This is a genomic window from Caballeronia sp. GAFFF2 (assembly GCF_023631485.1).
Taxonomy (GTDB): Bacteria; Pseudomonadota; Gammaproteobacteria; order Burkholderiales; family Burkholderiaceae; genus Caballeronia.
The window spans coordinates 120,526-144,275 of the sequence record NZ_JALQDA010000007.1 but is presented as its reverse complement, the minus strand read 5'-3'; the positions used below and the strand labels follow the sequence as shown (position 1 = coordinate 144,275).

27 protein-coding genes are annotated in these 23,750 nt (G+C 61.7%); 12 read left to right on the top strand and 15 right to left on the bottom strand.

Features of this window, described 5'->3' with window-relative positions:
* Positions 1 to 294: 294 nt before the first annotated feature.
* On the top strand, positions 295 to 615 hold the full coding sequence (locus NCT04_RS04750; protein ID WP_250464005.1) for a hypothetical protein: 321 nt from the start codon (positions 295 to 297) through the stop codon (positions 613 to 615).
* Here NCT04_RS04750 and NCT04_RS04745 read toward each other — a convergent pair.
* Together NCT04_RS04745 and NCT04_RS04740 are read right to left on the bottom strand one after the other, a co-directional pair.
* Positions 599 to 769: a hypothetical protein gene (locus NCT04_RS04745; RefSeq protein WP_250464003.1), complete on the bottom strand. Its 171-nt coding sequence runs from the start codon at positions 767 to 769 to the stop codon at positions 599 to 601. The genes NCT04_RS04750 and NCT04_RS04745 overlap by 17 nt on opposite strands.
* A gap of 66 nt (positions 770 to 835) precedes the next feature.
* On the bottom strand, positions 836 to 2,752 hold the full coding sequence (locus NCT04_RS04740; protein ID WP_250464024.1) for a bifunctional sugar phosphate isomerase/epimerase/4-hydroxyphenylpyruvate dioxygenase family protein: 1,917 nt from the start codon (positions 2,750 to 2,752) through the stop codon (positions 836 to 838).
* A gap of 239 nt (positions 2,753 to 2,991) precedes the next feature.
* Here NCT04_RS04740 and NCT04_RS04735 point away from each other — a divergent pair, with 239 nt between their 5' ends.
* A complete protein-coding gene (locus tag NCT04_RS04735) occupies positions 2,992 to 3,858 on the top strand; it encodes a shikimate dehydrogenase (RefSeq protein WP_250464001.1) in 867 nt (288 codons plus the stop codon).
* 75 nt (positions 3,859 to 3,933) lie between these two features.
* On the opposite strand, the gene NCT04_RS04730 is transcribed toward NCT04_RS04735, so the two are convergent.
* Positions 3,934 to 4,611 carry a TetR/AcrR family transcriptional regulator gene (locus NCT04_RS04730; protein ID WP_244827470.1) on the bottom strand — a complete coding sequence of 226 codons (678 nt, stop codon included), beginning with the start codon at positions 4,609 to 4,611 and terminating at the stop codon, positions 3,934 to 3,936.
* Positions 4,612 to 4,767: 156 nt separating this feature from the next.
* Between NCT04_RS04730 and NCT04_RS04725 the strand changes: the two genes are divergently transcribed.
* Positions 4,768 to 5,163, top strand: a complete 396-nt coding sequence (locus NCT04_RS04725) for a hypothetical protein (RefSeq protein ID WP_244827469.1) — start codon at positions 4,768 to 4,770, stop codon at positions 5,161 to 5,163.
* 18 nt (positions 5,164 to 5,181) lie between these two features.
* On the opposite strand, the gene NCT04_RS04720 is transcribed toward NCT04_RS04725, so the two are convergent.
* Entirely contained in the window at positions 5,182 to 6,663 is a 1,482-nt protein-coding gene (locus NCT04_RS04720; RefSeq protein WP_250463999.1) for a sensor domain-containing diguanylate cyclase, read from the bottom strand.
* 317 nt (positions 6,664 to 6,980) lie between these two features.
* Between NCT04_RS04720 and NCT04_RS04715 the strand changes: the two genes are divergently transcribed.
* The 7 genes from NCT04_RS04715 (at position 6,981) to NCT04_RS04685 (ending at position 11,832) form a co-directional block, all read left to right on the top strand.
* A complete protein-coding gene (locus NCT04_RS04715) occupies positions 6,981 to 7,484 on the top strand; it encodes a YbhB/YbcL family Raf kinase inhibitor-like protein (RefSeq protein WP_250463998.1) in 504 nt (167 codons plus the stop codon).
* Between the two features lie 75 nt (positions 7,485 to 7,559).
* A complete protein-coding gene (locus NCT04_RS04710) occupies positions 7,560 to 8,927 on the top strand; it encodes an MFS transporter (RefSeq protein ID WP_250463996.1) in 1,368 nt (455 codons plus the stop codon).
* Between the two features lie 136 nt (positions 8,928 to 9,063).
* Positions 9,064 to 9,615 carry a type 1 glutamine amidotransferase domain-containing protein gene (locus tag NCT04_RS04705; RefSeq protein WP_250463994.1) on the top strand — a complete coding sequence of 184 codons (552 nt, stop codon included), beginning with the start codon at positions 9,064 to 9,066 and terminating at the stop codon, positions 9,613 to 9,615.
* Positions 9,616 to 9,677: 62 nt separating this feature from the next.
* Entirely contained in the window at positions 9,678 to 10,211 is a 534-nt protein-coding gene (locus NCT04_RS04700; protein ID WP_250463992.1) for a DUF4142 domain-containing protein, read from the top strand.
* 113 nt (positions 10,212 to 10,324) lie between these two features.
* Positions 10,325 to 10,612: a DUF1488 family protein gene (locus NCT04_RS04695; RefSeq protein ID WP_244827994.1), complete on the top strand. Its 288-nt coding sequence runs from the start codon at positions 10,325 to 10,327 to the stop codon at positions 10,610 to 10,612.
* An 83-nt stretch (positions 10,613 to 10,695) separates the two neighbouring features.
* Entirely contained in the window at positions 10,696 to 11,265 is a 570-nt protein-coding gene (locus NCT04_RS04690) for a glycine zipper 2TM domain-containing protein (RefSeq protein ID WP_244827463.1), read from the top strand.
* 114 nt (positions 11,266 to 11,379) lie between these two features.
* Positions 11,380 to 11,832 (top strand): PA2169 family four-helix-bundle protein, encoded by a 453-nt coding sequence (locus NCT04_RS04685; RefSeq protein ID WP_250463990.1) that lies wholly within the window; start codon positions 11,380 to 11,382, stop codon positions 11,830 to 11,832.
* A 167-nt stretch (positions 11,833 to 11,999) separates the two neighbouring features.
* On the opposite strand, the gene NCT04_RS04680 is transcribed toward NCT04_RS04685, so the two are convergent.
* Positions 12,000 to 12,215 (bottom strand): hypothetical protein, encoded by a 216-nt coding sequence (locus NCT04_RS04680; protein WP_250463988.1) that lies wholly within the window; start codon positions 12,213 to 12,215, stop codon positions 12,000 to 12,002.
* A 313-nt stretch (positions 12,216 to 12,528) separates the two neighbouring features.
* Complete coding sequence (locus NCT04_RS04675) at positions 12,529 to 12,867, bottom strand: BON domain-containing protein (protein WP_244827460.1); 339 nt, start codon at positions 12,865 to 12,867, stop codon at positions 12,529 to 12,531.
* 473 nt (positions 12,868 to 13,340) lie between these two features.
* Between NCT04_RS04675 and NCT04_RS04670 the strand changes: the two genes are divergently transcribed.
* Complete coding sequence (locus NCT04_RS04670; protein ID WP_244827459.1) at positions 13,341 to 14,828, top strand: RNA polymerase factor sigma-54; 1,488 nt, start codon at positions 13,341 to 13,343, stop codon at positions 14,826 to 14,828.
* Positions 14,829 to 14,965: 137 nt separating this feature from the next.
* On the opposite strand, the gene NCT04_RS04665 is transcribed toward NCT04_RS04670, so the two are convergent.
* From NCT04_RS04665 to NCT04_RS04625, 9 genes are all read right to left on the bottom strand, one after another.
* Complete coding sequence (locus NCT04_RS04665) at positions 14,966 to 15,874, bottom strand: YihY/virulence factor BrkB family protein (RefSeq protein WP_250463986.1); 909 nt, start codon at positions 15,872 to 15,874, stop codon at positions 14,966 to 14,968.
* Positions 15,875 to 15,990: 116 nt separating this feature from the next.
* The gene (locus NCT04_RS04660) at positions 15,991 to 16,341 is read right to left on the bottom strand and encodes a chemotaxis protein (RefSeq protein ID WP_244827457.1); all 351 of its coding nucleotides are present in this window, start codon (positions 16,339 to 16,341) and stop codon (positions 15,991 to 15,993) included.
* Positions 16,342 to 16,472: 131 nt separating this feature from the next.
* Positions 16,473 to 17,933, bottom strand: coding sequence for an alpha,alpha-trehalose-phosphate synthase (UDP-forming) (otsA, locus tag NCT04_RS04655; protein ID WP_244827456.1), 1,461 nt, complete (start codon positions 17,931 to 17,933; stop codon positions 16,473 to 16,475).
* Between the two features lie 191 nt (positions 17,934 to 18,124).
* Positions 18,125 to 18,361: a hypothetical protein gene (locus NCT04_RS04650; RefSeq protein ID WP_244827455.1), complete on the bottom strand. Its 237-nt coding sequence runs from the start codon at positions 18,359 to 18,361 to the stop codon at positions 18,125 to 18,127.
* Positions 18,362 to 18,569: 208 nt separating this feature from the next.
* A complete protein-coding gene (locus tag NCT04_RS04645; protein WP_244827453.1) occupies positions 18,570 to 18,776 on the bottom strand; it encodes a hypothetical protein in 207 nt (68 codons plus the stop codon).
* Between the two features lie 239 nt (positions 18,777 to 19,015).
* Positions 19,016 to 20,422: a sigma-54-dependent transcriptional regulator gene (locus NCT04_RS04640; RefSeq protein WP_244827452.1), complete on the bottom strand. Its 1,407-nt coding sequence runs from the start codon at positions 20,420 to 20,422 to the stop codon at positions 19,016 to 19,018.
* Between the two features lie 381 nt (positions 20,423 to 20,803).
* The gene (locus tag NCT04_RS04635) at positions 20,804 to 21,040 is read right to left on the bottom strand and encodes a hypothetical protein (RefSeq protein WP_244827451.1); all 237 of its coding nucleotides are present in this window, start codon (positions 21,038 to 21,040) and stop codon (positions 20,804 to 20,806) included.
* An 84-nt stretch (positions 21,041 to 21,124) separates the two neighbouring features.
* Complete coding sequence (locus tag NCT04_RS04630; protein WP_250463984.1) at positions 21,125 to 21,442, bottom strand: ElaB/YgaM/YqjD family protein; 318 nt, start codon at positions 21,440 to 21,442, stop codon at positions 21,125 to 21,127.
* Positions 21,443 to 21,497: 55 nt separating this feature from the next.
* The gene (locus NCT04_RS04625) at positions 21,498 to 21,851 is read right to left on the bottom strand and encodes a hypothetical protein (RefSeq protein WP_250463982.1); all 354 of its coding nucleotides are present in this window, start codon (positions 21,849 to 21,851) and stop codon (positions 21,498 to 21,500) included.
* Between the two features lie 600 nt (positions 21,852 to 22,451).
* On the opposite strand from NCT04_RS04625, the gene NCT04_RS04620 reads away from it, so the two are divergent.
* The gene (locus NCT04_RS04620) at positions 22,452 to 23,522 is read left to right on the top strand and encodes a sigma-54 interaction domain-containing protein (protein WP_250463979.1); all 1,071 of its coding nucleotides are present in this window, start codon (positions 22,452 to 22,454) and stop codon (positions 23,520 to 23,522) included.
* Positions 23,523 to 23,750: the final 228 nt, after the last annotated feature.

Genomic DNA, 23,750 nt, shown 5'->3' with positions numbered 1-23,750 from the left:
GAAAGTGGCCTGCTGACGAGTAATCTTAACTGCTACATTTTTGCTACAGCAAAGACCAAAAATACCATACAGCCATGCTCCCCGGGATCATTCCACCCCGTGAACTACGGGGAGCGCGCCAGCATCGAGGCGCACGGCTCGCCGTTGCGAGACGGCCAAGCGAGCGCAGAGTATAGCAAACGCCACTCGCGCTAATCGGGAGGTCGCGCGGAAAATTCATCACGCTGACGCCAACGGCGTACGTTCAGGGTTTATCCCTATCAAGCTGGATCAGAAACGGCCGCCATCGCAATAATGGACCCTATCCCCGATACCAAGCCACAAGGCGCGTTCTCGGCATTGCTGGCAGACCAGGACCTGACTCATCTCGAGCGGGTGTTGCGGCAGTCATTGTCGCGCGACGCGGGCGGGTACGCGCTGCCACCAGCGTATTGGCGCGAGCGTCTCGCGGCCATCACGCGGCAGGCGCATCTGTCTCACACGCAGTTGCAGACGGTGCATCGGTTGTATTTGTATGTCGACCGGTTCGAAGCCGCCGCAGAGGCACGCGAAGCCAAGCGCCTGGCCGATGCTGCCGATATCGAACCCGGCGCGCCGGTCAGTGCCGATGCCTGAGCCACCACTCCCGCAGCGGATGATGCGCCGCTTGTTCGAGCTCACGTCGCGCCATGCGCTCGCGCCGCGCATCGCGCCAATCGTCGGCCAGCAAGACGATGCTAATGGCGGCAAGCGCCGCGAGGCCCACTAGAAACATCGGTAAGTCGAACATGGCGCCCTCCTTTGAATTGCCGCCATGTCTTCATGATAGGACGTGCAGTCACGCACGGCCAGCCAATCATCCGCCCGCCGAAGCCGAAGTTGAAGCCCCCTGCCGCGCCCGCTGCTGCTGCGCATGCGCCGCGAGCCGCACGGCCGCATTCGCCGCGCCGTAACCATCGTAACCGCCGCGTCGTTCGATCACTTCCAGGAAGAAGCGCTGATCGAGCTGCTCGGTGTACGCATGGAAAAACTCGCCGCCACGCTCGTCGCGATCGTAAAGAATGTTGTGTTCGTGCATGGCGTCGATCAGTTCGTCGGCCAGGCCGTAGCGCGCAACCAGATCGTCGTAGTAGTTGCGCGGAATGCGCAGGAATTTGACGCCATCGGCTTCGAGTCGAGGAATGGCATCGAAGATATCGGACGTGCTGAACGCCACGTGATTCAAACCCGAACCGCGATAAGTCGTCAGCGACTCCACCACCGCCGTATGCCGGTCCATCGACGCATTCAGCGCAATGCGCACCGACCCGTCGCGGCTGCGTACCGCACGACTGCGCACGAGACCGTACGGGTCCGGCACGGTCACGCTCGCTTCGACCTCGAAGCCGAACGCGCTGCGGAAAAACAGCACCCAGGTGTCGAGCGCGTCCGCGGGCAGCGACAGACACACGTGGTCGATACGTTCGAGCGGACCCACTTCGTAAGGCCCGTCGATGTCCGTCAAAATGAAATCGGATTCCCACAGCGTGGGACCGCCCGGTTCCTCATCGACGAAATAATCGAGGCTGCCGTCCGGCGACTGCACGCCCGGCACCACGCGCTCGTTTGGTCCGACCTGCCCCGAAAACGGCTTCGACCCATAAGCGGCCGCGCGTTCGAACGCGAGCTTCGCGTCATCGACATGAAATGCGGACGCGCACAGCGACAAGCCGTGCTGCTCGAAGAACGCGCTCGCGAAGGAATCGGCTTCCGCGTTGAGCACGATCGACCCCGCGCCATGCCGGTACAGCGAGACATCCTTCGAGCGATGCTTGCCCGCCAGCCGAAAGCCCAACCTGCCGAGCCAGCCGGCGACATGTTCGCGCGTGGCGGCATCGACGGCGAATTCGAGGAACTGGAAGCCGATATGCGCGGGCGGCGCGGGCGGATCGAAGAGTTCGGCTGGCGCCTGGTCGCCCATCAATGCGCGCGTCTGCTCTTCCAGAAAGCGCAGCGAGCGATGCCCGTCCGCGGCGGTGATGGCCGTGGGCGCGGCGCGAAAACCATCGTTGAAGATTTCGAGCGAGAGCGGGCCGGTGTAACCCGCTTCGAACACGCGCGCCGTGAAGCCCGCGACATCGAACGCGCCTTGCCCCGGAAAGCAGCGATAGTGACGGCTCCATTCGAGCACGTCCATGGCGAGCACGGGCGCATCGGCGATTTGCACGAAGGTGATGCGGTCGCCCGGAATCCGCGCGATCTCCTCCACCGAATCGCGGATGGAAAGCGTATGGAAGCTGTCGAGCACGATACCGAGACTTGCGTGATTCACGGCATCGACGAGTTTCCACGCGTGCTTGTACGAGTTGACGTGACGCCCCCACGCAAGCGCTTCGTATCCGACGATCACGCCCGCTTCTTCCGCGAGGCGCGCGAGCTTGCCGAGTTGATCGACGATCAGCGCGTCGTCGCCGATGGTGTCCGGCGACACATTGCTGCACGCCAGCATGCGATCCGCGCCGAGCTCGTGCATTAGCTCGAACTTGCGCTTTGCGCGCTCGGCGTTCTTCGCGAGACGCTCGGCGCTCACGCCCTCGAAGTCGCGAAACGGCTGGAACAGATAGATGGCGAGGCCAAGATCCGCGCACATGCGGCGCACGTCGGCGGGCGTGCCGTCGAAGTACAGCAGATCGTTCTCGAAAATCTCGACGCCATCGAACCCTGCCGCGCGGATTGCCTTCAGCTTCTCGGGCAAGGTGCCGCTGATGGATACCGTCGCAATGGATGTCCGGATTGAACGCAGCATCGCTGCCTCCTCGTTGCATTCAGATGATGCGGGTGGATCGGTGCAGTCCCGTCAGTGTAGGACGTTCGCGGCGCTTGCGGGAAACGGAGCGGCGCGCACGCAATCCACGTCATTGTGCGCAAGCATAACAAACTAACTAGACCGTACAAATACGTGAAAACACCGAAGGACACGGCACCGAGCGCCCGTCACACTGCGCTTACATTATTTGCACTGGAGTATTGCGCATGACCAGCAAAGCGTCTCCCCGCTCCTATCTCGTCGGGCTGATCGGCTCGGGTATTGGCGGCTCGCTCACGCCCGCGATGCACGAGGAAGAAGGCGGCAAGCTCGGGCTCAACTATGTGTATCGACGGATCGACTTGCAGGCGCTCGCGCTCGAACCGTCCGCGCTGCCCGATCTGCTCGATGCCGCCGAACGCATGGGCTTCGACGGGCTCAATATCACGTATCCGTGCAAGCAGAGCGTGATCCCCTTGCTCGACGACCTCGACCCCGACGCCCGCGCGCTCGGCGCGGTCAATACGGTTGTCTTCAGGGATGGCAAGCGGATCGGCTACAACACCGATTGGTCGGGTTTCGCGCGGGCGTTCGAACGCGGTCTGCCGGGTGTGCCGATGGATCGCGTGGTGCAACTCGGCGCGGGCGGCGCGGGCGCGGCGGTGGCCCATGCCGCGCTGACCATGGGTGCGCGATCGCTCACGCTATTCGATTCGGACGACACTCGCGCGGCCGCGCTCGCAAGCGAACTCGCCGCGCGTTTTCCCGATCGCGAAGTCAAGAGCGGCGGCGATCTACGCGACGTATTGCAGAAGGCGAACGGCCTGATTCATGCGACGCCCACCGGGATGGCGAAACTGCCCGGCCTGCCCTTGCCCGCCGAGTTTCTGCACAAGGACTTGTGGGTGGCGGAAATCGTCTATTTCCCGCTCGAAACGGAGTTGCTGAAAGCAGCCCGCGCGCTCGGCTGCCGCACGGTGAGCGGCGGCGGCATGGCGGTGTGTCAGGCCGTGGATGCGTTGCGCATCTTTACCGGCCTCGAACCGGATGCCGAGCGCATGTTCGCGCATTTCCAGAGTTTGCTGGAACGCTGAGCCCTTCGGCGCCCTCGAAACCAAAACGGCGGCACTCGCAGAAGTGCCGCCGTTTTGTCTTGGCTCGTCTTAGCTTCAGTCTTCGCGGCGCACGAAGCGCAGCACCGCTTCGATGATCATCTCGCGATGCCGCGCCCGTGAACGCGGCCCGGATGGATCGCGCCCGAACGCCGCGCCCCACGTATGCCGATTCGCCACGCGATGAAAACAGAACGAGCTGATCATCAGATGTAGATCGATCGGGTCGATGTCCTCGCGAAAACGCCCCGCCGCGACACCGCGCGCAATCAGGTCTTCGATGGTCTTGATGACGGTCGAGTTACGCGCCTTGAAGGTCTTCGACTGCTCGATGTACTTCGCGCCATGCACGTTCTCGATAGTCACGAGACGCACGAAATCGCGATGCTTGTCGTGATAGTCGAACGTGAAGCCGATGAACTCGCGCATGGCCTCTTCCGGGTCCAGCTCTTCCAGCCTGAGCTCTTGTTCGAGCGCGCGGATGTCGCCATACACCTGCTCCAGCACGGCTTCATAGAGACCGTCCTTGCTGCCGAAGTAGTAATACAGCATGCGCTTCGTGGTGTTGGTGCGCTCCGCGATTGCGTCGACGCGCGCGCCGGTCAGACCCATTGCCGAGAATTCCTGCGTCGCGATGTCAAGGATGTTCCGCTTGGTCTCCTCAGGATCGTACTTGCGCCGCCCTTCCGAGGACGACGAGGGCGCAGCACTGGCGGCCTTGCTTCCTTTCTTCATTTTTCTGTCTGAGAACGGCATCGAAAATCGATTCTAGCATGGGGTTTCCAAGCGTCTTATGCGCTTCATCCCTATGCGCGGCATTTGTTTTCAAAGGCTTAACCTATAATTTTTCGGTCCCCAATGCGTGGTCCGCATCAATCAAACGAGAATCGAATGAAGCACCTTCAGGTACTTGCCGCATCCTTGCTGGGTCTTGGCGCCCTGCACGCGGCGGCGCAGACGCAACTGCCTCCCGGTCATCCCGCCACGCCGCAACTGCTTGCCGCCGAAGGCGTGATGACGAGCGCGAACATCGCGCGCGGCGCGGCCGACGTGTGTCATATCGACGCTGCCAAGGTGGCGCGTTTCAAGGACATGGCACGCAAGAACTTCCCCGATGCGCCCGACTTCGACGCCGAGTGGAAGCTCGGACTCGCGCAGGCGCAACCGACGGTGGATCGCATCAACAAGCTGCAGACGAGCAATCCGGCGCAATACCAAAAGCAGATCGACGAAGCCTGCCCGGCGCTGAACAAGGGTATCGATGAAGCGACGGCACAGGCTCAATAAGCCGTCGTCCGAAGCGCCCTATTTGCGTTGCGCGTTGGCGTAGTGCAGGCGCTTCTCGACATACATCGCGGCATCGGCGCGTTGCAGCATCGGCTCGATGCGCTCGCCTTCGTGCGCGGTCGCGGCGCCCATCGCGAAGCTGAGCGGCATGCCCGAGTAGAACTGATTGTTCACTTCGAGCAACTGGCGAATGCCGTCCATCAGCGCCTCGCCGCCGCGTTCGTCCGTGCCGGGCAGCAGCACCATGAATTCGTCGCCGCCTATCCGCGCCGCCTGGAACGGCTTCTCCACCGCCTTCGAGAGCACTTCGCCCGCGCGGCGCAGCAAGGCGTCGCCGGCCGCGTGGCCGAGCTGATCGTTGACGGTCTTGAGGCCATTCACATCGACCGCGATGGCCGTCACGGGGAACGGACCCTTGCGCTCCAGCCGATTGATTTCATCGGCATAGAACGAGCGATTCTTGAGCTTGGTGAGCACGTCGTGCTTGCCGAGAAACTCCAGATACGCCTCGGCCTTCTTGCGCGCGGTGATGTCCGTGAGCGCGACGAGCACGAGATCCCAGCGCTTCTCGTGCCCCGGAAACACCGAAAATTGCAGGTGCACGTGCACCTCGTTGCCATCGAGCGAATAGTTCAGCACCTCGCGCTGATGAAAGAGCTTGTGCTCCCATAGCTCGATCAACTGCTCCTGAAAGTGCTGCTGCATGTCGTCGCGGAACACTTCCGGCAGACGCGCGAGCAAGGTCGCCTTGTCGGGCGCGGCGAACATGCGCAAGGTGTGCTGATTCACGTCTAGGACGTGAATCTCTTGCATGCATCGTTCGACGAATTCGGGGTGCACGCTCGTAAAGGTACGGAAGTCGACGATACCCCGTTCGCGTACATCGTCGAGCAAGTCTTTCACGGAACTGAAGTCTTCCACCCACAGCGAAACCGGCGAATGCTCGAAAAGGCCGCGCGCATAAAGGCCGCTCGCCGCGGTCTGGCGGCGCATGGTTTCGAGTTCCGTGATGTCCTCGATGGTGACGAGCACACGGCTCCACGTATTCTCGTGCCCTGGCAAGATCGCGGCCTTGAGAAGCACGTCGAGACGCTTGCCGTCGAGCGTGTAGTTGACCGTCTGGCTTACGAAACGCGGTTCGCCGGACCAGAGTTGCTCCAGTTCGTCGATGTGCGTGGTCAGCATGTCGTCGCGAAACACGCGTTCGAGGTTTTGCACGAGATGATCGAGGTCTTTCGCGCCGAACAAGCCGAGCGTGCGCCGATTCACCTTCACCACCCGAATGCGTGAAGAGCATTCGACGATGCGCGCCGGGTCTTCTTCGAGGAACGCGCGCAAGTCGGTGACGCCCGCCGCGCGCCAGCGCTCGAACTGCTCGCGCACGGCGCTGAAGTCTTCGAGCCAGAGCGAGACCGGAGCGAGGTCGAACATGTCGGCATCGTCTTCCGGCACGCTCGCGGGTGTGAACTGTCCAATGATTGGGCGCGGATCGTTTGGCATAAAAATCCCTTCGGCTCGCGTCGGAGCGCTATTCATCGCACGATTTGTCTCAATATTGTAGCGCGCCGCTTTTACGTCCCATCCGCTGATAAGCAAGCAGATTCCGGGCGATTTTCCCGAATCAAGAGCGACGCCTGACTCAATTGAGGGGCGGATGCTACACTCGATCGAATAAAGCGCCGCAAGTTCAACTCTCGATCGTAGGCATGCTTGCTGCAATCGGTTGCGTGCTGCCATATTCAAGCGTGCATCGACACACGTCCGCGGACCCTTTCAGTCCGCCAACTCCCAACACGCGACAAGGAGGCATGACTCTCATGGCTGATTTCCGCATCTGGTCCGACGAATTTCCCGCCAACGGTTACTTGACGCGCGAGCACGAGTTCGATCAGCAGGCTTTCGGCGTCTCGGGCGACAACCTTTCCCCGGCACTGCAATGGGAAGACCCGCCCGCCGACACGCGAAGCCTCGCGCTTACCGTCTACGATCCCGACGCGCCCACCGGCAGCGGCTTCTGGCACTGGGTCGTGGTCAACATTCCCGCCGATGTCCGCTCGCTGCCGCGCAACGCGGGCAAGGCGGATGGCAGCCTCTTGCCAGCGGGCGCGCTGCAAATGCGCAACGACTACGGCACGGTTGGCTTCGGTGGCGCCGCGCCGCCGCGTGGCGACAAGCCGCATCGCTACATCTTCCGTATTCACGCGCTGAAGGCGGATCAACTGCCGCTCGACGCCAACGCGACCAATGCCGTTGCGCGCTTCATGACTCATCTCAACGAGATCGACTCGGCGACGTACACCGGTCTCTATCAGCTGAAATAAGCACCACGCTTCTTCTCCGGACGATGCGCGCATCGTCCGGCCGTTGAACGCGCCGCTCCTACCTCTCGCCTACCGATGGATTCCGAACAAGGTCTTCCCCTGCCGCAGCGTTATTGGGCCATCGCGGTGGTCGCGCTCGGCATTACGCTCGCGGTACTCGACGGCGCCATCGCCAACGTCGCGTTGCCGACCATCGCGCGCAATCTGCTGGCCTCGCCCGCGGATTCCATTTGGATCGTCAACGCGTATCAGCTCACCATCACCATCTCGCTTTTGCCGCTGGCTTCGCTCGGCGACCGCATCGGCTACCGTCGCGTGTATATGGCCGGCCTCGCGGTCTTCACTGTCTCGTCACTGGCCTGCGCGATGTCCGGTTCGCTGCTCACGTTGACGCTAGCGCGCATCGTGCAGGGATTCGGCGCGGCGGGAATCATGAGCGTGAACACCGCGATCGTGCGCATGATCTATCCGCAAAAGCATCTGGGGCGCGGCATCAGCATCAATGCAACCGTGGTGGCGATTTCATCGGTGATCGGTCCGACGGTCGCCTCGGGCGTGCTCTCGGTCGCCACCTGGCCGTGGCTCTTTGCCATCAACGTGCCGATAGGACTCGTAGCGCTTGCCATCGGCACGAAGGCGCTGCCGCGCATGGACGGGCATCGCCGGCCTTACGACTACATCAGCGCGCTGATGAACGCGCTTTTCTTCGGGCTGGCCATCGTCGCGGTCGACGGGCTCGGGCACGGCGAGCATCGGCCGTATGTGATCGGCGAGTTCATCGTGACGGCGGTCATCGGCTACTTTTTCGTGCGCCGGCAATTGCGTCAAAGCGCGCCGCTTTTGCCCGTCGATCTGTTGCGCATTCCGGTGTTCGCGCTATCGATTGGCGCGTCGGTGTGTTCGTTCTGCGCGCAGATGCTGGCGTTCGTGTCGCTGCCTTTTCTGCTGCAGAACGGCTTCGGCATGAGTCAGGTCGAAACTGGCTTCCTGATGACGCCGTGGCCGCTCGTGATCGTGTTCGTCGCGCCGCTCGCGGGCGTGCTCGCGGATCGTTATCCCGCTGGTCTGCTGGGCGGCATCGGGCTGGCGGTTCTGACCGTGGGTCTTGCGCTGCTCGCCACGACAGGCCCGCATCCGGATGCGTTCGATATCGGCTGGCGCATGGCGGTCTGTGGGCTTGGCTTCGGGCTGTTCCAGTCTCCGAACAACCGACAAATCATTTCTTCCGCGCCACGGCATCGCAGCGGCGGCGCGAGCGGCATGCTCGGCACGGCGCGGCTGACGGGGCAGACACTCGGCGCGGCTATCGTCGCGTTGATCTTTGGCGTCGAACCGCAGCACGGGCCGCTGATCGCGCTTGGCGTAGGCGCTGGTTTCGCGGCGACCGCGGCTTTGGTTAGTCTTTTGCGGCTGACGGGGAAGCGTAGCGTCGAGACCGTTTGATGGTTCGGCTTTAGCCATGGTTTGGCCGATCACCGACGCGCCCCAGCCCCCACTTGGGCACACCCCTTGCTCCTTTTCGAATCAGGTATCCGCCTCTTGCGGTGCGTCAATATTCGAGCAATGAAGGAGTGAAGCAATGGCAATTTCCCTTGACGGTTACAGGGTCGCGATTCTTGCATTGGACGGCTTCGAGCAAGCCGAACTAATCGAGCCGCAGCGCGCGCTCAAGGAAGCTGGCGCGCAGGTCGATGTCATTTCTCAAAAGCCCGGACAGATCCAGGGCTTCAAGCACGTCGACAAAGGTGACAAGGTCGATGTGGACCAAACCTTCGACGCCGCCAACGCATCCGATTACGACGCCGTCGTGCTGCCGGGCGGCGTGGTCAACGGCGACGCCATCCGCCTGGACGCCAAGGCGCAAAGCTTCGTGAAGGAAGCGGATCAGGCGAAGAAGCCCATCGCCGTGATCTGTCATGGCGGCTGGCTGCCGATCTCGGCGGGCATCATTGCAGGCCGCACGATGACGAGCTGGCCGAGCTTGCAGGACGACATCCGCAACGCGGGCGGCACTTGGGTCGATCAGGAAGTGCAGATCGACGGCAATCTCATCACGAGCCGCAAGCCCGACGACATTCCCGCTTTCAACAAGGCACTGATCGACGCGCTCGGCAAGACGCGCGCCGCCTGAAACAAGAAGCGACGGGGCCACCGTATTCAACAAGAATCAACGACCAAAACGGAGTCGAGCCGATGATGCCGCGATCGTTGTTCGCAGGCTGTGCAAGTGCGATAACGCTGGCCGTTGCCTGCGCTGCTTACGCGCAGATCGGCGACGCCGCAAGCGCCAAGCTGTCGAGCGTCGACCAGCAGTTCGTGCAAGACGCCGGCACCGCGGGCGCGACCGAAATCGCAGCCAGCAAGCTCGCGCTCACGCATGCAAGCGGCAAGCAGGTAAAGGACTTTGCACAGCGAATGATCGCGGATCATACGAAGCTCGCGCACAGCCTGGATGGAATCGCAAAACGCCACGGCATGAGCGAGCCACCGAGCGCGGATTCGTCGGTGATCGGCAGCCTGCAAAATCTTCAGGGCGATGCATTCGACGATGCCTATATCCAAAAGGTAGCCGTGGATGGGCATCGCAAGGCCATGGAGTTGTTCAAGCAAGAAAGCGAGCAAGGCAATGACGCCGCGTTGAAGGCAGTCGCGGCGAAGGCGTTGCCCGTTATCGGCCATCACTACGCCATGGCGCAACAACTGGCGAAGGCAAAGGCGGCGTCATGAGCGTCTTTCAATTCATGGAAGTCATCGATGTATCCGACAGCCCTGCAACACGGCTGACCCGCGCCGTAGCGGACGCGCATGCAAGACATCGTCCGGCCTATGAGGATTCGACCATGCATATCACCTTTGCAGATGAAAAACCCGTGTTCGATGGCGACGACCTCGCCCTTCACTTCACCGCGCTCGTCGACTCCGAACCCGTCGTGTGCTCTATCAGCGCCGAAGCGCTGGAAGATCATTTCGGCGCTCCATCCGCGCGCGAGGACGATCTGCTTCCCGCATTCGAGCGCGGCGAGGCGCGCATTCGCGCGGTATGCGCCGAAGTGCTCGATGACAACGGCGGCGTGCCCGTCGTGCTGCGCAGCGGCTTGTTCCGCGTCGCGGGACTCGAACCGGATTGAGCAGGACTTACATCGTTAATCCTTTGTCCCGCGAGCGCACGCGCCCGGGCCGAACCACGCAACACTGAAAAGAAGGAGGGAATATGTCCCTGATCATCGCGGGTCGCTTCCAGACTTTTCCCGCGGCCGAAGCCGCGGCACAGCGCCTCTTCGAACGCGGCTTCATCGAAGAAGACGTCACCCTGTTCTTCGTGAATCCGGGCGGTCAACATGCGCGGCATCCGCTGGGCGGCGATGTCGGCACCGACGTCGGCGCGCGCTCCTCGCCCAAGGGCGCGGGTAAGGGCGTGACCATCGGTGCGGTCGTGGGCGCTATCGTCGGCGCGGCGCTCTTCGCCATCTTCAAGGCGCCGCTGATCGTCTCGGCCATCGCAGCAGGCGTCGGCGCCTACGTTGGCTCGCTGGCGGGCGCGATGTCGCATACCAAGACCAAGGAATCGGCTCACACCGAAGCGGCGCCGCGTCATGCGGGCGTGCTGGTCGCGGTGCATGTGTCGCCGGAGAATTCGAACGATGCCGCCACCATCTTGCGCGATGCAGGCGGCGTCGATGTCGAACGCGCGTCGGGCCGCTGGCAGCAAGGCAAGTGGAGCGACTTCGATCCGTCCAAGCCGCCGAAGCCGGTGGAAAAGTTTGCGGAACATCGTGCCTGAAGCGAATGACCGCGGAAAGCGGTCTGCCGGGCACGCCGCGTGCGTCTACTCGTACCAGAGCCAACGTGCCGCACGTCGCACGATGGCAAGATCCAAACTAATAGGAGGTGTCATATGAGCACGAACGTCGTATCGGTACTCAACGATCTCATCGAAACGTCGAAGGACGGCGAAAAGGGTTTCCTCAAGGCCGCCGAAGAGACGCGTGACGCAAGCCTCAAGCTGCTATTCCAGGACCGCGCGCAAGCCTGCACGACCGGCGCACGCGAGTTGCAGGAAATCGTTCAGCGTCTGGGCGGCACGCCGGAAACGGGCGGCTCGGTTGCAGGCGCGCTGCATCGCGGCTGGGTCGATGTCAAATCGGCCGTCACCGGTCACGGCGATCACGCGATTCTCGCCGAATGCGAGCGCGGTGAAGATTCCGCCAAGAAGAACTATCGCGAAGCACTCGACAAGGATCTGCCCGCCGATGTGCGTGCCGTGGTCGAACGCCAGTATCAGGGCGTGCTCGAGAACCACGACCGTATCCGCGATCTGCGCGATCAGTACGCCGCAGCGAAGTCCTGATTCGGTTTAGCGTCGAAGCCGCGAGGTTGGCGGCTCGTGATGCGACAGTCGCCGCGCCAAGTGCGCGGCGATTTTTTATTGCGGCGCGCATGCATGGAAGCGAAAGCTCAAAGAGAAACGGCCGCTTGCGCGGCCGTTTCAGTGAAGCAGCAGGCAACGACGAAGGCTTAGTGCGGCTGACCCTTGTCGTTCGTCCCGAGCGCGGAAGCCGCAGCGGCCGCCGATGCGCCCTTCAGCTTGTGCGCCTTGTCTTGCTGATGCAGATACGTGCCTTTCTGCTTCTTCGCCGGAGCGGCAGCGGCGTCGGAAGCCGCTTGCGCGAATGCCGTCGTCGAGAATGCGAGTGCCAGCGCGCCAATCAAGGCCATCTTTTTCGTCTTCATAAGAGCTCCATTTGCCGTGGCCCTTGGATGCATCGCGAAGGAAGCATTCGCAGGCCGGCTTTGCGTAACGTCCTCGAACGGACGTACTTCGTTTTAAGGTAGCAAAGATGCTGCGAGGGTATTGCGTGTCATGCCTGTCTGCGACTTTCGCATGGCCGCGCGCACGTTCTCCACGCTGCTCATGCAAGAACCCGCGCTAGAAGCCTGGCTTCATCGTTCAAAAGAGCGATTCGCCGAACTTCCGCGCGGGTTCCGGTACTGCGACTGCTACGCCGCGACCCGCCGTGGCGAGCCGGGCATACGCACTATGCCATTAGTTGGCAGCGATTTTAAGATGGTTTTTCACGGAAGCAACACCGGAAACCTGCTTAACGGTTTCTTCGGCGGCGGTCTTGTCTTCCGCCGACGGCACCGTGCCGGTCAGCGAGACGACGCCGGCGCGCGTCTTGACGTGAATATGCGTCGACTTGACGTTCTTCGCTTGCAGCAGTTCGGCCTTGACCTTGGTCGTCACTGCGCTGTCATCGACCTTTTGGCCAACGGACGTGTCCGTCGAACCCGAGTTCGTCGTCGTGGTCTGCGCGTTCACGTTCAGCGCGAACACCACACATGCGATACCGCCAGCAGCTTTGAGAAATTGAGTCGTCTTCATGGCAATACTCCATTTTTTCGATTTTCGATACTGCGCGTCCGCGGCTTTGAGCCTGTTTGCGGAACGCCCCGTGGGTGCTGCTTTTAGTGATGCTCGATCACGTTCGCCGCGTGTTGCACGAATCGTGTCCCCCTACCGCAACTTGCGTGCCGTGCCCCGTCAAAAGTGCTTAGTGGGTCTCCGCACGCAGCAAAAAAGGCCGACGAATCAAAGGGCTTGGCGCTTCTCGAAGTCGTCCTCGGCAAGCGCGGCATCGACCGCTCAAGTCCGATCCATAAGCCCGGGAGGGCGCGGCGCTTTTGTCTGAGTGCGTGTAAAAAGTGCGCGAAAGCATCGCTTCGCCAAGTGAAAACAAGCCGTGGACAAAGATCGAAACGTAGATGCAGCAGGCATCCGATGCGCATTGGCATAACCATTGCTTAAGTCCTCGTCACGAACACCTCTCAGTCCAGAATAACGAGGATTAGCAAGCAATGCCGCCTACACTCGAACTTCGCACCAAGCAAAGCCTCGCACTCACCCCGCGCCTTCAGCAGTCGGTACGCCTGCTGCAGTTGTCGTCGCTGGAGTTCCAACAGGAGTTGCGTAACGCGCTGGACACGAATCCGTTTCTCGAATACGACGAGTCGCAAACCGAAGACAACGCCCTTTCCGCCGACAACGGCAATTCGATGAGCGACTCGCCGCTCTCGAATTCGTCCGACAATGCGACCGAAGCGCCGATGGCCTCAGAAAGCAGCATGGACAGCGACTCCGGCGGCGACAACAATTCGCGCGACGACTCCATGAGCGACTACTCGTCCGATCCGTTCGGCCGCAGTTCGACGCGCAACAGCGGCGACGGCGAAGGTTCCGATCCCGCCGACTGGGTACGCATCGAGCCGTCGCTGCATGAGACCTTGCACGATACGCTGCGCCTCTATCAACTCAGCCAGCGCGACCGCGCGATTGCCCAGCTCATCATTGAAGCATTGGATGACGACGGCTATCTGCGTCAGGAACTGAGCGAACTCGCCGATGTGGTCGATATCGAACCGGCGCTGACCGAAGACGAACTCACTATCGCACTCAAGCTCGTGCAGTCGCTCGACAAGCCGGGCGTCGGTGCGCGCAATCTCTCGGAATGCCTGACCCTGCAGCTCGATGCGATGCCCGAAGGCACGCCGGGCCGCGCCGTCGCACGCGAGATCGTGGGACATCATCTGGAACGGCTTGCACGCCGCGAGCAGGCCGAACTGCAAAAGAAGATCGGCTGCAGCGCGGAAGAACTGCGTATAGCGTGTGCGCTGGTGCGTCGTCTCGACCCGAAGCCCGGCGAGAACTACGGCGCGAGCGAAGACAACTACGTGGTGCCGGACGTCATCGTGCGTCAGGTCAAGAAGAGTTGGGTCGTCACGATCAATCCGGCCGTGCTGCCGCGCGCACGCATCCACCGCATGTACGCGGAATTGTTCGCGCAGTCCGCTGGCGCAAGCCGTTCGCCGCTCGCGCAACAGTTGCAGGAAGCGCGCTGGCTGATCCGCAACGCGCAGCAGCGCTTCACTACGATTCAACGCGTGGCCGAATGTATCGTCTCGCATCAGAAGGCGTTCTTCGATTACGGCGAAATCGCGCTCAAGCCGCTCGTCCTGCGCGATGTCGCCGACGAACTCGGCCTGCACGAATCGACCATCTCGCGCGCCACGGGCAACAAGTACATGTCGACGCCGCGCGGCATCTTCGAATTCAAACACTTCTTCCCGCGCGAACTCAGCACGGAAAGCGGCGGTACGTGCTCGGCTGCCGCCGTACGCGCGCTGCTCAAGGAAATGATCTCGAAGGAAAACTCGCGCGACCCGCTATCGGACGTGAGCCTTGCCAAGATGCTCGCGGATCAGGGCGTGATCGTCGCGCGCCGCACGGTGGCGAAATATCGTCATCTGATGAAGGTGCCGCCCGCCGAGTTGCGCCGCCAAGCCTGAACGCACGCAGATTTCACGCGCTGACGCATTGGGCGACGACCCGGTCAAGAGAGTCGCCTCGTAGCCTCAGCACGCAGCCGCCCTTTCAACGGGCGGTTTTTTTATGCGCGGCCGAATCGCCGCGTTTAGTCGACGCGCTAACGCCAGCCTGCTTCCCGATGCGTGCGCCTGCGTGCCGCCGTTGCCGCCAGCTCCGCGCCGAGCAGAAACACCGCCGCCGAGTAGTAGAGCCACATGAGGATGATCGCGAGCGACCCCGCCGCGCCGAACATGTTCGCCGTGCCCGCATGCGCGAGATAAAACGCAAACAGTCGCTTGCCCGCCTCGAACAACATGGCCGCCGCGGTTGCGCCTAACGCGGCGTCGCGCCACATCATGCGCGTGGTCGGCAAGAACTTGAGCAGAAGCGTGAACGCGAGCGTGAGCATGCCGAGTGAAATCGCGCGCTGCGTGACGCTCGACAGAATGATGAACGGATTGCCGTCGCCGAAAGCCCAATGGCCGAGCACTTCGACGAGCGCATCGAGCACGAGCAACGCAACCACCAGCAAGCCGGAGCCGACGACCAGGCCGAAGGACATCAGCCGAACGCGCAGCAGCGAGACGATGCTTTCCTTCGCGCTCACAATAGGCGTGGGCCAGATCACGTTCAGCGCGCTATGCAGCGATGAAAACGTCGCCGACGCGCCGATCAGCACGCCGCCCGCCGAAAGCAGCGCCGTGCTGCGCGCGATATCGGCGTGCCACGCGTTGGCGACGATGGCTTCGAGCGCGTGCGCCGCATCGGGGCCGACCACGCCGCTGATTTCATCGAAGAGTCTGCCTTGCACGGCATCCGCGCCGAAGAAAACGCTCGCGACCGCGATGACGATGACGAGCGTCGGCGCCAGCGAGAACGCCGCGAAAAACGAAATCGATGCGGAGAACATCAGGCAATGGTCCTGAATCCATTGCCTGACGGGATCGACGAACCACACAACCCAGCCGAAACGCGACGTGCGGCCGACAGCGACAGGCGTGGAAGAGGTCGGAACTTCTCGGGTCATCGGCGTGAGCTTGGCGGTTATCAATCGCCGATGTTAACGCCGCTTCGAAAGACGTGCGTAAAAACGGCGCGCCGCAAGTGCATCGCGGCACGCCGTATCGATCGTTAAATGCGTGCTCAGACCTTGTCTTCGTCGTCCGCGGGGTCGGCGTCTTCGTCGAGCAGGCCGCGCGTTTCGTCCTCGATGTCGTCCGGCAGAATGTCCGCGTCCGGTTCGAGATTGTGGTCGCCATCGGCGGATGCTGCCTCGCCCGTGCCGTAGCGGTCGGTATCGCTCGCGAGTTCGGCTTTGGACTGGCCGAGCGCGTGGGCATCGAGTTCGTCTTCGATGTCGCCCGGATGACGCATTTCGCCCTGCACGTCGGAACCGCTATCCGAGGAATCGCTCGGACCTAATGCGCCTGTGCCGTGCCCCTTACCGACTTCGATCTCGCCTTCTTCATTGGGATTCAGAGTGCTTCCGCTCATCGTGACCTCCTTCGTTTCGTGTCGAAGGTTGAAGCGCAAGGAGCGTTCCGCGAAAGCCTCTTGGCGTCCAATGGCGCGCACAAATAAAAACCCCGCGCCTTGTCGAGGCGCGGGGTCTTCTGGTTACACGTTCAAGCCTTGGCGGAGGGCCGTCTTGCCTGCGTCGATGTACTCGCGCCCTGGCGCACCGTCTTGACGGTCTGCTCGGTGACGGAAGTCGCGGTTGCGACGCTGCGCAGATCCGACAGGAACGAATCGCGCCACACGGACAGATTGTTCTCGCGCAGCGGCGCCATCATGTCGGCGTGACGCGCCTGGCGTTCGGCGAGCGGCATCGACAACGCACGTTCGAGCGCCTCGGACATCTGCGACAGATCGAACGGATTGACGACGAGCGCGCCCGGCAGTTGATCCGCCGCGCCGGCGAATTGAGACAGCACGAGCGCGCCCGGATCGGCCGGGTCTTGCGACGCGACATATTCCTTCGCCACGAGATTCATTCCGTCACGCAGCGGCGTGACATATCCAACCTGCGAAAGCCTGAAAAGCGCCATCAGCAGATTGCGTTCGTATTTGCGGTTGAGATATTGAATCGGCGTCCAGTCGAGTTGCGCAAAACGGCCATTGATACGCCCCGCTTCGCCTTCCAGGTTCTGGCGAATGCGCTGATATGTCTGCACGTCCGAGCGTGTCGGCGGCGCGATCTGCACGAGCGAAACGCGGCCATGCCAGCCCGGCGCGTTGAGCAAAAGGCGCTCGAAAGCCTGGAAGCGCTCGACGAGGCCCTTCGAATAATCCAGCCGATCGACGCTCATGATGAGCTTGCGGCCACGCATGCTGTCGCGCAGGCTCTTGACCTGCTTGCGGTTGGAGAACTGATCCGCTGCCTTGGCGATGGCGTCCGGATAGATGCCGATCGGATACGCGCCCACTTTCAGCATGCGGCCGAACGCCTGCAACATGCCGTCTTCGCTCAGATGACCACGCCCGCTACGTTCGACGTAATCGGTGAAGGACTGCTTGTCGGCATCGGTCTGAAAGCCCACGACGTCGTACTGACACATGCCGGCAATCAGTTCCTCGTGCGGTGGCACGGTCCGCATTACTTCCGGCACCGGAAACGGAATGTGCAGAAAGAAGCCAATCGGATTCTGGATGCCGATCTTGCGGCACTCCTGCGCGAACGGCAGCAAGTGATAGTCGTGTACCCAGATGATGTCATCCGGCTTGATGAGCGTCTTGAGCTTCGCGGCGAGTCCCGCGTTCACGCGCATATAGCCCGCGTATTCCTCGCGATCGAAACGCGACAGGTCGTTGCGATAGTGGAAAGTCGGCCACAGCGTGGCGTTCGAAAAACCACGGTAATACTGGTCGTAATCGCGGCGCGTCAGGCCGACGGTGGCATACGTCACATTGCCGTTTTTCTCGATGACAGGGTCAGCCGCTTCACCGACGATCTCGCCGCTCCAACCGAACCATACGCCGCCCGTCTCCTTGAGCGCATCCAGAACGCCGATGGCAAGGCCGCCCGCGCTGGGCTTGCCTTCCTGGATCGGCGCGACGCGATTCGAAACCACGATCAATCTGCTCATTACAGCATCACCTCTCAGTTGTCGTTGCTTGCTCGAATTGGCGGCTGAAGATATGCAAGAGCCGTGCCTTTTTAAGACACGGGCAGGATGAAAATTCGTATCCAAGTGTTACGAACGAAATCGGACACGCGGTAAGCCGCCGCCGCGTAGAAGTTTTTGCTCTTTCGTCGAAGGAAACAAAGGCGGTGAAATCAGGAATCCTGCTCCGAACCCAGGTCGCGCTGATAATCGATTCCCTCGCGGCGCACGCCGCCCTGATTGTGCTCGCCGTCGGGCGGAGCGTCAGGTGCGGGGCGGTTCTGGCTGGCGGGATCGTGTTCGATCGGCGGTGCCGGCGCGGCTTCGCCACCAGCGGTTTTAGCCGCCTCGGCGCGTGCTTCGCGCTTGGAAGAGTGACGCGCGGAGCGTCGGAGTGCGGGATGCCTCATCAATGCCTCCAGAGAAGAAGGCCGTCGAAAATGACGTCGGCGGCGTCGGACCGATCTTGTCGCAATGCATCTTTGTTTGAAAATCGACCGGACACTGATTGCAGCGCCGGTCATTGTTGCTGGCTACGTTGTAATCCCTACCTTCGAGATGGAAACTTATTCAAAGTCTGCACAGATTCAGTGAATGGTCGAAAGTCCGCCAATTCCCTTATTGCACGTGCGGCGCTTCGTTCGGTCCGGGCGGCGGGTCGCCAATGGGCTGCATCGGTTGTTCGGGCGGCTCGCGAGTCGGATCGGGATTCGTGTCGGGCGGGATCGGCGTGGGCGGCGGCTGATCGGGCGGCGTCACGGGCGGGTCCGGCGGCTGGGGCGTCTGCGCGCTGATTCGAGCGCTATCGGATGCGAAATCGGGCATGTCAGGCTCCTTGCGGTCTTGTGATCGTAATCGCCGCATCCACGCTCCTTTTTCCTGCGGTTTCCCGCGCGTGGATGGCAGTCAGAAGTCAGCAAGGCCTATGCCCTTGTTTCTTCCAAATTACGCCTACCTCACGCCAGGACTCCGCTTCATTATCGGCGCTGAATCCGCATGCGACAAATAAAAAAGCCCGCGCTTTGCGAGCAGCGGGCAATGTTTTGTCTAAAGATAAACGACGTTCAGGTATTTTCGCTATCCGCGTCAGAAAGGTCTCCGCCTTCTCCGACGGCTGCCTTGCCAGCAGCATCCTCGCCGTATTCGACGAGCCGGTTATACAGCGTCTTCAGGCTGATGCCGAGAATTTCCGCCGCCCGCGTCTTCACGCCGCCGCATTGTTCGAGCGTAGCGAGAATGAGCTGCCGATCAGCCTGCGCGAGCGACGTGCCGAAGGGAATCGTCACCGCCGTGCCCGCAGAAGGACGCGACAGTGAAATCTGCAGCGGCACGGTGGCCGTGCTATCCGAATCCGTACCCGACATGATGTACGCGCGCTGCACGTAGTTCTTCAACTCGCGCACGTTGCCGGGCCAGTTGTAGGACGCGAGCATTTCACGCACGGCGGCGGGAAACACCTTCTTCGTGTTGTAACGCGAGTTGAGTTCGTCGAGGAACGCCTGCCCGAGCAATTCGACGTCCGTGCCGCGTTCGCGCAGCGGCGGCAGGTTGATCGGAAACACGTTCAGGCGGTGATACAGGTCGAGCCGCAGTTTGCCTTCGAGCACAGCCTGCTCGGGATCGCGATTGGTCGCAGCAATCAGGCGCACGTCTGTTTCGAGTTCCTTCGTGGTCCCGACGCGCATGAACATGCCGGTTTCGAGCACGCGCAACAGCTTCACTTGAAGCTCGATAGGCATCTCGGTGATTTCGTCGAGGAACAGCGTGCCGCCGTTCGCGCGCTCGAAATAACCCTTGTGCTGCCGGTCCGCGCCTGTGAACGAGCCGCGTTCATGGCCGAACATTTCGGATTCGATCAGGTTCGGCGAAATGGCGCCGCAATTCACCGCGATGAACGCGTGCTTGCGTCGCAGGCTCAGCTCGTGCAGCGTCTGCGCGGCGACTTCCTTGCCGGTGCCGGACTCGCCGATCAACAGCACGGACGCTGCCGTCGGTGCCACGCGGCCGATCTGATCGTAGACCGTTTGCATGGCCGGCGAATTGCCGAGCATCAGCCCGAAGCGGCCCATGCGGCGCAACTCGCCACGCAAGGTGCCGATTTCCGCTTTCAGGTCGCCGGCGCGCGGCAGGCGCGAAAGGATCGCCTTCACGCGCTGCATGTTGATGGGTTTGACCAGATAATCCGCCGCACCCATCTTGAGTGCGCTGACCGCGGACTCGACGGTCGCATGGCCGGTAATGACGATGAACTCGACGCCCGAGCGCGGGTCCAGATCCTCGAACAGATCGACGCCGGTGCCGTCGGGCAGCTTGAGGTCGGTAAACACGACGTCCGGCGTCTGCCGCACGAGCTGGATGCGCGCCTCGCGCAAGTCGCCTGCCGTGGCTGTCGTCAGTCCGTCTTCGCCGATGATCGCGGCTAGCGCCTCGCGGGTACTGGGATCGTCATCGACAATCAATACATGTGGCATTGCGTCTCGATATTTCCAAAGCGTTTTCAGGGTCACACGCCAAGTGCGGCGTGGTCTTCTCCGGGCGATCACACGGTGGACTGCCCGGGCCGGTGCGGCTTTCGGTCATGCGCCCGTTGTGGCTCGAGCTTGAAGTGCATGACGCAAAAAGCGCGAGAAATAGAATAATTTCCGATGCGCTGTACGCTTGGGTCTCTCAGCCGTAAGTTTTTCCATTTAGGCAACTTATGGCGGATATTCGTTGATTATAAAGGTTTATCGACATAAAAACGCACGCCGGTCGGGCGTGCGTGGAGTTCGTTCAAACGCGGCGGTGATGAAAACGCCTTCCGGCAGCACTCCGTCGCTCGCAATTGAACGACGGTCGTGAACTACTGCGCGTCAGCTTCGCGGGAAATTCCAGGCGTCTGCCGTGCCGCCTACGCCGTGACCATTCACCTCATGCGGCGCGGGCAAGCGACTCGACGGCGTCAGCACCTTGCCGCCCTCGTCTTCCCAACGGTGCAGATCGCGGGCCGTGCGACGTGTGGCGGCATCGCGCGATTGCGCCCATTTCCATGCAAGCACGCTGCCCACCGCGAACAGCGCCCCGAAAATTCCGATTGAAGGACGTGCCATCTCGTTTTCTCCCTTGGTTATCTAAATCGCTGTTTGTGCCTTGATTTCGCCGATGCGCGCTCTTGACTACCCAGCGCGCTTCGATCAGCGGACAACCAGAAGCCCGATGAGAAAGCCCGCGCCCGCCGCGATACCCAGCGATTGCCACGGATTTTCGCGCACATAGTTTTCGGTGCACTCGACGCTGGTCTTGTAACGCGTCTGCGCGCTTGCTTGCGCGTCTTCGAGCGCGGAGCGCGCCGAATCGACGTGATCGCGAAGGCGCGTGCGCAAGGCATCGACGCCCTCGCCCGGCAGCGACGCCGAGAGCCGCAACAACTCTTCCGAGTCGTTGAGCAGCACCTTGATGTCTTCGATAATTTTCTGCTTGCCCAACGCAAGCTGGACAGTCGTCTCAGTCATGAAATCAGGTCCTTGCCTTAGAAATGTGGGGGTGAAGTCTGAAGCTTTGCGTATCTCAATGCGTTTCAGCGCCCGCGAGCGCCTTGGCCACACCGTGCATCGTGAAACGCATGCGCAGATTGCGCAGGACGCCGCCGGCCATCAACGCGACGCCAAGCACGCCGAACACGGCGCTCGTGACGTTCGCCGCACGCGAAAGTGCAGGCGTGCCCGCCGCGTAACCGAGCACGGCACACATGAGCGCGGTCACCAGCGCGACCAGAGCCCAATGGTAAATGTCGATCGGCTCGCGCACCGCGAGTTCCTGTCCGCCGCGCGTCGGCCGCACGGGCTTGCTGGCGTTGCCACCGAAGTTGCCGACCATATTCCCGTCGCGCGTGGCGGTGTCGAAGTCGAGCGTATCGTCCATGATGCGTGTTACCTCTCTCGCTGCCGTCCGCTCGCAGTTGCGATGCACACCGACCGCTTGTTGCGAGCTTGTTCGAATAAGGATGACTCCGTCCTTGCAGCTTTCATGCCAGCCATCTGTGACGACGTCCAGGAAATGTTCTGCCCGAAGTGGTCCGCGCAAGCCATCACGAAACCGGGTAAGTATTACGCTGTGGACGTGTAAATTCCCCGAGAGAAGCGAGAACCTTGCCGGAAGTCACGCGACGCACATGTGCCAATCAGACAAATTGGGCGATGCCGAACGCCGCACGTTGCCGCAAAGTCGTTGCGAATGGTTAAATAGCGTTTATGAGATGGACTTGTCCGTCTACGGAAAACATCGACCCGCCTGACGAGCGATCGTACGAATGGATCGCGAGCTTGCTTGCCGTCAAACCAAGCGACGTGTTGCTGCCAGGAAACGCCCGAAACTGGCGGCATCGAGCCGAAACTCAGCTAACGCGGCCGGTTCGCATGCTTGGCGCCGCTCTCGCGCATCGACATGCGCCACCACGCTTGACCGATGCCTGGCCGCCATCCGCTCAACCATATTGGCAGAACTCAGGACATATCAGCACACATGGCGACAACCGATCTGGACCCGCCCATCGCCGTCGGCGATACAGCCGCGCAGAAAAAGCGCAATGCGGGGGAAGTGCCGGGCTTGAGATCGTACGGACTGCTGTACGGCTCATCACCCGTGATGCAGGAGTTGTACACGCAGATCGAACGCGTCGCCGGCACCGATGCGACCGCGCTCATCATCGGCGAGTCGGGCACCGGCAAGGAGCTCGTCGCGCGCACCATCCACGATAAAAGCGCGCGCAAGGACGCACCGTTCATTGCCGTGAATTGCGGCGCGATTCCCGACAACCTCATCGAAGCGGAACTCTTCGGTCACGAAAAAGGCAGTTTCACGGGCGCGGTATCGGGACGTATCGGCTACTTCGAACACGCGAATGGCGGCACGCTTTTTCTCGACGAAGTGACGGAGATGTCGCCCGTGCGGCAGGTGAAGCTCTTGCGCGCGCTCGAAACCGGCACGTTCTTTCGGGTCGGCGGCAACGATCTCATCAGCTCCGACGTTCGAGTGATCGCCGCGACCAACCGCGATCCGATTGCCGCCGTGAAGGAAAACGGCTTGCGCGAGGACTTGATGTACCGGCTCGCCGTGTTTCCGCTGCGCGCGCCGCCTTTGCGCGAACGCGATTCGGACCGCGAACTGCTCGCCCAGCATTTTCTGTCCGAAATGAACGCGCAGGAGGGCACAAACAAGGCCTTCAGCAAGCGCGCGCTCGACGTGCTGCGCACGTACTCGTGGCCGGGCAACGTGCGCGAACTCAAGAACACGGTGTATCGCGCGTTCATTCTCGCGGAGAAGACCGTGGAGATCGCGCATCCGCATCTGGCATCGCGCGTGAAGAAGCCCGTCACTCAGGGCGATGCGATGAACGTCTGGGTCGGCACGCCGCTCGCGGATGCGCAGAAGCAGATCATCCTCGGCACGCTCAAGCATTGCGGCGGCGACAAGCGTCGTGCCGCGAAAGCGCTGGGCGTGAGTCTCAAGACGCTCTACAACCGCCTTGGCGCCTATGAAAACGAGGACACCGAATCAGGCGAAGCCCCTTCCGGCGGCAGCAACGAAAGTTGAGCGTCCGTTGGTCACGGACGAACAAAAGGCGAGTGCGTGAAAGCGTTCTCGCCTTTTTTATGGGGCGTTGAGCAACGCGTTCCCGCTGCTTGCAATTTCTTGCAATTTTCTCGAACCGGTAATTAGAAGCATGCTTCAAAATGCGCGAAGCTCGCGACATGCACGTGTCGCGCATTCTTACGTGGCGGGGCTTTGGCGGCGATTCCTCAAGGAGATTCGCAGCCTGGC